General features: G+C 76.5%; 2 protein-coding genes. One reads left to right on the top strand and one right to left on the bottom strand.

Translation table 11 applies throughout. The annotated features are described in order from the left end of the window. A partial coding sequence (locus tag H5J30_RS33475) for a sensor domain-containing protein (protein WP_181791506.1) occupies positions 1 to 535 on the bottom strand: 535 nt, incomplete at its 3' end. Positions 536 to 697: 162 nt separating this feature from the next. On the opposite strand from H5J30_RS33475, the gene H5J30_RS33470 reads away from it, so the two are divergent. Beyond that, positions 698 to 1,365: DNA-formamidopyrimidine glycosylase family protein (locus H5J30_RS33470; RefSeq protein WP_181791504.1), on the top strand; the 668-nt coding region annotated here is incomplete at its 3' end.

Here is a 1,365-nt window from a genome sequence, read left to right as displayed (position 1 = left end):
CCTGCGAGGCGACCTCGACGCCCGCGTAGTCGGCGAGGGTGTCCCCCGGGTACGACGGGTCCCACAGCAGCGGCAGCGCCATGCCGAACAGCCCGTAGCCGACGGCGAGCAGCGGCAGCGCGGCCATCGCCAGCCCCACGACGGGGTCGGCGAGGAGCCACAGGGCGTCCCGCCAGGTGGCGCGGTCGGACAGCAGCCGGTGGACGCGCTCGAAGAACTCCGGCAGCGCCGGGCTGCGGTAGCTGATGCCCAGGTGCCGGTAGCGGCCGTCGGGCCCGGGGCGCGGATGCGGCGGCGCGGGCAGGTACGGGCCGGGGATCGGCCGCCCCGTCCATCGGCCGGTCAGCGCGCGGGCGGCGCCCGCGGCAGCGCGGGCGACCGCCACGCCCCAGGGGAAGAGGAACAGCAGCCCGAGCCCGAAGGCGAGCACCAGCGAGCCGAGGAGGACCGCCTGCGCGACGACCTCCACCGCCGCCAGCGCCACCAGCACGACGGCTCGCCCCTGCGCGGTCACGTACGGCCCCAGCCTGCTCATAGTGCCTCCCCGCTCGTCCTCATCATGCCGCCCATCGTGTCCCGCGAGGCAGTCCGGGTACCGCCCCCGCAGCCCCCGGACCAGGGTGGGCCTATCCCCACCCCGTACGCCGCGGCCCCCGTGCCCCGGCCCGTACGCCCCACGTCCTGGCACGATGGGAGCGTGCCCGAAGGAGACACCGTCTGGCGCACCGCCCGCCTGTTGCACGAGGCGCTGGCGGGCCGCCGGCTCACCCGCTGCGACCTGCGCGTGCCCAAGCTGGCCACGGCCGACCTCACCGGCCGCGAGGTCACCGAGGTCGTCCCGCGCGGCAAGCACCTGCTGACCCGCGTCGAGGGCGGTCTCACGCTCCATTCGCACCTGCGGATGGAAGGCGCCTGGATCACGTACGCGGACGGGGAGCGGTGGCGCGGCGGTCCCGGCCACCAGATCCGCGCCGTCCTCGGCAACGCCGATCGCACCGCCGTCGGATACCGCCTGCCTGTACTGGAGTTGCTGCGCACCGGCGCGGAGGACCGGGTCGTCGGCCACCTCGGCCCCGACCTGCTCGGCCCCGGCTGGGACCCGGCCGAGGCGGAGCGGCGGCTGCTCGCCGACCCCGCCCGGCCGCTCGGCGAGGCGCTGCTCGACCAGCGCAATCTGGCCGGGATCGGCAACGTCTACAAGTCGGAGCTGTGCTTCCTGGCGGGCGTCAGCCCGTACGCCCCGGTCTCCGCGCTCCCCGAGCCCGCCCGGCTCGTGGCCGCCGCGAAGCGGCTGCTGGAGGCGAACCGGGACCGCGTGGCCCGTACGACGACGCCTTCCCGGCGCCCCGACCGGCGGCTGTGGGT

It is taken from the genome of Streptomyces phytophilus (genome assembly GCF_013870535.1).
Lineage (GTDB): Bacteria > Actinomycetota > Actinomycetes > Streptomycetales > Streptomycetaceae > Streptomyces > Streptomyces phytophilus.
Note: the sequence above shows the minus strand (reverse complement) of the source record. Positions and strands in the feature narration are given on the sequence as shown.